The following is a 5111-nucleotide window of genomic DNA, read 5'->3' on the forward strand; positions in this document are numbered from 1 at the left end:
GCCGCGGCCCCGACGCCCTGCAGCACCCGTCCGGCGATCAGCCAGCCGATCGAGGGCGCGAGCGCGCACACCACCGAGGCGGCCGTGAACACCACCACCCCGGCCAGGAACACCCGCCGGCGGCCGAACCGGTCGGCGAAGACGCCGCCCGACAGCAGCAGCATGGCCACCAGCAGCACGTAGGCATCGACGATCCACTGCAGACCGGTCAGCCCGATGTGCAGGCGCTGCTGCATGTCAGGGAGGGCGGCGCCGACGATCGTGTTGTCGAGCAGCACCATGAACTGACCTGCGCAGGTCAGGGTGAGCAACGCTCTCACGTACATCTCTCCTAAAAGCAGTTAGTGACTGCGTTAACGTAGACCCCCTTAGGCTCTAACGCAAGTCCCAACTGCGTTAAGGTGGGACGCATGGATGAGCAGGGGCGGGCCAAGCGGCCCGGCGGCCGCAGCGCCCGGGTCCGCGCGGCAGTGCATCAAGCCGTGACCGAGCTGGTCAGGGAGCGCGGCTACGGACATTTCACGATCGGCGACATCGCGGCCCGCGCGGGCGTGGCCGACACCAGCCTCTACCGCCGGTGGGGCAACCTCCAGGCCCTGCTCAGCGATGTGCTGCTGACCCGGCTCAACGCCCCGTCGCCGATGCCCGACACCGGCAGCCTGGCCGGCGACCTGCGCACCCACGCCGCCAACGTGGCCCGCGAGGTCACCGGTCCCGACGGCCTGGCGCTGGTGCGGCTGACCCTCGCGCTGTCCGGCGAGGGCCAGCAGGGCCTGCAGGCGCGCGACGAGCTTCTGGCCGACCGCACCAGCCAGCTGCAGGCCGTGCTCGACCGCGCCCGCGCCCGCGGAGAGAACCCGCCCGACGTGCTGGAGGTGCTGGACCATCTCCTGGCGCCGATCTACATGCGCGTCCTGTTCAACGCGGGGCCGCTCACCCCTGACTACCTCGACGGGCTGGTCGACCGGTTGCTCGCCTGATCCGGTCCGCCGGCGACCGAGCCTCTGCCCGGGTGACGCCGCCGCCGGAATGCATGAAGACTCTTCATGCATTCCGCCTCATTCACAAATCCCGCCCGCTACCTGCGCAACAGCCCGGCTCCTAGCGTTGACGGCATGAGAGCGATGGTTGCAGAACGCCTTGGCGAACCCGATGTCCTGACCCCCGCCGACCTTCCCGACCCGACGCCGGGCCCCGGCCAGATCCTCCTTGACGTCGAGGCCGCCGGTCTCAACTTCGCCGACGCCGAACGCCTGCGCGGCACCTACCTGCCGCCGCAACTGCCGTTCATCCCCGGCGGCGAGGTCGTCGGCCGGGCCGCGGACGGTCGCCGCATGCTTGCCTTCGCCAGTAGCGCTTTCGCCACCAAGGCGCTGGTGCAGGATCCGGTCGAGATCCCCGAGGACCTTTCCGCGGGCGCCGCGCTCGCCCTCCTGGTCCAGGGGTTGACCGCCTGGCACCTGCTGCGTACGGCCGCGCGGGTCCGCCCCGGCGAAACCGTCGTCGTCAACGCCGCAGCCGGAGGGGTCGGCCACCTGGCGATCCAGCTGGCCAAGGAGTTCGGCGCCGGACGGGTCGTCGGCACCGCCTCCACCCCCGACAAGCGCGCCCTGGTCCGCCGGCTCGGCGCCGACGCCGCGATCCCCGGCGACGCCGACGGCTACGCCGAGCGCGTCCGCGAAGCCAACGACGGCGCCCTGGCCGACGTGATCCTCGACGCCGTCGGCGGCTCCGTCTTCGAGGCAGCCCCCTGTGCGCTGGCCCCCTTCGGCCGCCTGATCGCCTACGGCACCTCCGGCGGGATCGACGCCGCCCCCATCGACCCCGGCATCCTGAGCGAGCGCAACATCACCGTCGGCGGCTACTGGCTGGGCGCCCACCTGCGCCTCCCCGGCAGCCGTGCCGCCGAGCCACTGCACGACCTGCTCGCCCTGGCCGCCTCGGGACGCGTCCACCCCACGGTGGGCGCCGAATACCCGCTCGACCAGGCAGCCGCCGCCCTCACCGCCCTGACCACCCGCCGCACCACCGGCAAGGTCATCCTCCGCATGACGTGAAGCCCTTCCGCGGCGGCGTCCCTTCAGGGCATTCCTGGACGCTCAGTTGCGGACGGCTCGTTGCAGGACGGCCTGGATGTGCTCAGGGTCGGCGGGCACGTTGTCGAGGAGGATCGCGGTGCACAGGCCGTCGGACGCCGCGACGAGGGCGGCGATGGCCGCGGGGTCGTCGGTCAGCGTGGTGGCGAGTTCGGCGATGTTCTGCCGCCAGCGTCGTGCAACGGGGCGCAGGGCGGGGCGGCGGGCGGCCAGGGTCGCCAGCTCCCGTTCGGCCAGGGCGCGTTCACGTCCGGAGCCGGCGGACTCGGCGATGAGGTGGGCCAGGCCGCTGAGCTTGTCGCCGGGGGTGTCGATGATGTCGCGGATGCGGGCGGTGTAGGCGTCGGCGACAGTCGTGAGGGCGGCGACGAGCAGGTCGTCGAGGGTGGCGAAGTAGTAGGTGCTCAGGGACGTCGTGGTGCCGGCCTGCTTGGCGACCGTGCGATGGGTGACGCCGGCCGCGCCGTCGCGGGTCACCACGGCGAGGGTGGCCTCGATGATCTCCGCGCGTCGTTTCTCGCCACGTGCGCGGCGTCCGTCGACGTGCTCGCCGTCGTCGGCGGTGTCGTCCTTGCTGCTCCTCGGCACGAGGCCCAGGATAGTCGGACCATCGTTCAAACGTCGGTGTCGCGAGGCCGCTCCGCCCCGAGCGGGGGCACGTGGCGCAGCATCGCGAGGCACAGCGCCGTGGCGGCGGCGATGGCGACCCCCGCGACCAGGGAGGCGACGTTGAGCCCGGTGGTGAAGGCGTGCCGGGCCGCCTCGACGGTCCCGGGCGGAAGGCTGTCGGTGATCGCCACGGTCGCGTTCAGGCTGTCGGTGAGGGGGCCGTAGCTCTCCGACGTCAGACCTTCGGGCACCGTCACCTGGGTGCGGTAGACGGCGGTGGTGAGGCTGCCGAGCAGGGCGACGCCGATGGCGATGCCGAGTTCCTGGACCGTCTCGGAGATCGACGCCGCCGACCCGGACCGCGCGGCCGGCACCGCGCCCACCACCATGTCGGTGCCCAGGGCGGCGAGGGCGCCCAGCCCGAGGTAGACGAACGTGAAGCCGGCCGCCACGGGGACCGCGTCGTCGAGCCCCGCGGTGGCGAGCAGCGCGTAGCCGGCGAGGGACGCCCCCAGGGCGGCGCCCATGACCGAGCCGGGACGGAAGCGCCGGGCGACCAGCGGAGCACCGATGGCGGCGGCGAACATGGCCAGCGCCGGCGGTCCCATCCAGAGCCCCGCGTCGAAGGGGGTGAGCCCTTCGACGAGCTGGAGGTACTGCGTGACCAGGTACATCGAGCCCCCGACCCCGGCCAGGCCGATGAGCAGCACGCCCAGGGCCACGACGAAGGCCCGGTTGCCGAACAGCGTCACGTCCAGCAGCGGGTCGGGCAGGCGGCGTTGGCGGCGTACGAACACGATCGCGGCCAGAACGCCCGCTCCGGCGCAGGCGAGGGCCGGGCCGCCGGGCCCCTCGGAGGCGATGTGCTTGACGGCGTAGATGACCGGCAGGATGGCCGCCAGGGACAGGCCCACGCTGACCAGGTCGAGCCGGCCGCCGGACGGGGCCGCGTACTCGGGAAGCAGGGCGCGCGCCCCGGCCAGGACGACGAACGCGACGGGCACCGCCGCCAGGAACGGCGCTCCCCACCAGAAGGAGTCCACCAGGGCGCCGCCCACGATCGGCCCGGCGGCCATGCCGAGCGCGAACATCGTGGCCCAGACCCCGATCGCGACCGCGCGCTGACGCGCGTCGGGGAACATGTTCGAGATCAGCGACAGCGTGGAGGGCATGAGCGTCGCCCCGGCCACCCCCAGCAGGGCTCGCGCGAGGATCAGCAGCTCGGCCGTGGGGGCGAACGCGGCGAGCACCGAGACCGCCGCGAAGGCGATCATCCCGGCCCGCAGCAACCGGCGCCGTCCGATCCGGTCGCCCAGCGTGCCCATGGTGACGAGGAACCCGGCGACGAGGAACCCGTAGGCGTCCATGATCCACAGCAGTTGGGTGGCTGACGGCGACAGGTCGGCCGCCATGCTCGGCGCCACCAGGTACAGGACGGTCACGTCCAGCCCCAGCAGCACCGTCGGCATGGCCAGCAGGCCCAGGCCCGCCCACTGGCGCGCCCCCGCCCGCGTGAACTGTCGCTGCGTCATCGGGTCCCCCTCGCTCTCCATCATGTTGAACGGTAGTACAACTTGTACGTACGTTCAACATGATGGCCGGGTCACGACGGGAACAGACCGAGCTGTCTCAGCTGGGCCAGGACGTCGACGATCCCCCACGTCTCGACGATCCGGCCGTCCGCGAAACGGACGATCATGATCTCTCCGTAGGTGATGGATCTGCCGGTCGGCGGGACGCCCATGTACTCGCCCCGGTGAGTCCCGGTGACCGTGTTGCGGAGCACGACCTTGTCGCCCTCGGCGATCACGTCCTCGACCTCGATGTGCAGGTCGGGGAACGCGTGCAGGAGCATCGCGCCCACCTGTTTGAGGGCTTCCGCCCCCGTTGCGGCGATCGGCAACGGAGTGCGGATCAGCACGTCCGGATGCACGACCTCGTCGACCGCCTTGCCGAAGGCCTCGACGTCGCCGCTGCTCTGGGCGTCGTGCAGACGGGCGAACGCCGCCTTGTTGCGTGCCACCTGATCCATTGACATGTCGCTCCTGTTCGGGTCAGTGGGAAACGGTTCGCGGGAGTCGCCTGGCCGCGGTCGCCCGGCCGGCGGCGCGGGCCGCGGTCAGGGCCTGGGCGTGGAGGCCGGCGGCGAGGTCGCGCAGGTGTTCCATGCCTGGGCTGGTGGCGGCGAGGGTGAGCTCGCGTTCGACGATGGTCAGGTCGGCCTGCCACATGTCGGCGAGGACGCGCCGAAGGTACGGGGTGGAGTGGTCCCAGCCCTCGCGCGGCGTGCCGGGGGCGTAGCCGCCGCCGCGCACGGTGGCCTGGAGATCGGTGTCGGAGACGCTGCCGAGCATGTTGTAGACGATGGAGAACAGCAGCTCCCTGTGGCCGCCGAAAACGTCCGTC

6 protein-coding genes and 1 pseudogene are annotated in these 5111 nt (G+C 72.0%); 2 read left to right on the plus strand and 5 right to left on the minus strand.

What is annotated here, in order from left to right:
- Positions 1-320 (minus strand): MFS transporter (locus tag ACWCSD_RS47595; RefSeq protein WP_449925590.1); only part of this gene is annotated, 320 nt, incomplete at its 3' end.
- 90 nt (positions 321-410) lie between these two features.
- Here ACWCSD_RS47595 and ACWCSD_RS47600 point away from each other — a divergent pair.
- Positions 411-980, plus strand: coding sequence for a TetR/AcrR family transcriptional regulator (locus ACWCSD_RS47600; protein WP_449925592.1), 570 nt, complete (start codon positions 411-413; stop codon positions 978-980).
- Positions 981-1115: 135 nt separating this feature from the next.
- Positions 1116-2057 (plus strand): quinone oxidoreductase family protein, encoded by a 942-nt coding sequence (locus tag ACWCSD_RS47605; RefSeq protein ID WP_449925595.1) that lies wholly within the window; start codon positions 1116-1118, stop codon positions 2055-2057.
- 42 nt (positions 2058-2099) lie between these two features.
- Here the strand turns inward: ACWCSD_RS47605 and ACWCSD_RS47610 are convergent, their stop codons facing one another.
- The 4 genes and pseudogenes from ACWCSD_RS47610 to ACWCSD_RS47625 form a co-directional block, all read right to left on the minus strand.
- On the minus strand, positions 2100-2684 hold the full coding sequence (locus ACWCSD_RS47610) for a TetR/AcrR family transcriptional regulator (RefSeq protein WP_449925598.1): 585 nt from the start codon (positions 2682-2684) through the stop codon (positions 2100-2102).
- 26 nt (positions 2685-2710) lie between these two features.
- Positions 2711-4237 (minus strand): MFS transporter, encoded by a 1527-nt coding sequence (locus ACWCSD_RS47615; RefSeq protein ID WP_449925601.1) that lies wholly within the window; start codon positions 4235-4237, stop codon positions 2711-2713.
- A gap of 71 nt (positions 4238-4308) precedes the next feature.
- Positions 4309-4737, minus strand: coding sequence for an ester cyclase (locus tag ACWCSD_RS47620; protein ID WP_397157214.1), 429 nt, complete (start codon positions 4735-4737; stop codon positions 4309-4311).
- 22 nt (positions 4738-4759) lie between these two features.
- Positions 4760-5111 (minus strand): annotated as a pseudogene (locus tag ACWCSD_RS47625) (hypothetical protein); the annotation flags it as partial.

The sequence above is a fragment of the Nonomuraea sp. NPDC001684 genome (assembly GCF_053596515.1).

Bases quoted from the DNA above. Each gene is read 5' to 3' on its own strand.
- ACWCSD_RS47600 (WP_449925592.1), top strand. From the start codon at position 411: ATGGATGAGCAGGGGCGGGCCAAGCGGCCCGGCGGCCGCAGCGCCCGG.
- ACWCSD_RS47605 (WP_449925595.1), top strand. From the start codon at position 1,116: ATGAGAGCGATGGTTGCAGAACGCCTTGGCGAACCCGATGTCCTGACC.
- ACWCSD_RS47615 (WP_449925601.1), bottom strand. From the start codon at position 4,237: ATGACGCAGCGACAGTTCACGCGGGCGGGGGCGCGCCAGTGGGCGGGC.
- ACWCSD_RS47620 (WP_397157214.1), bottom strand. From the start codon at position 4,737: ATGGATCAGGTGGCACGCAACAAGGCGGCGTTCGCCCGTCTGCACGAC.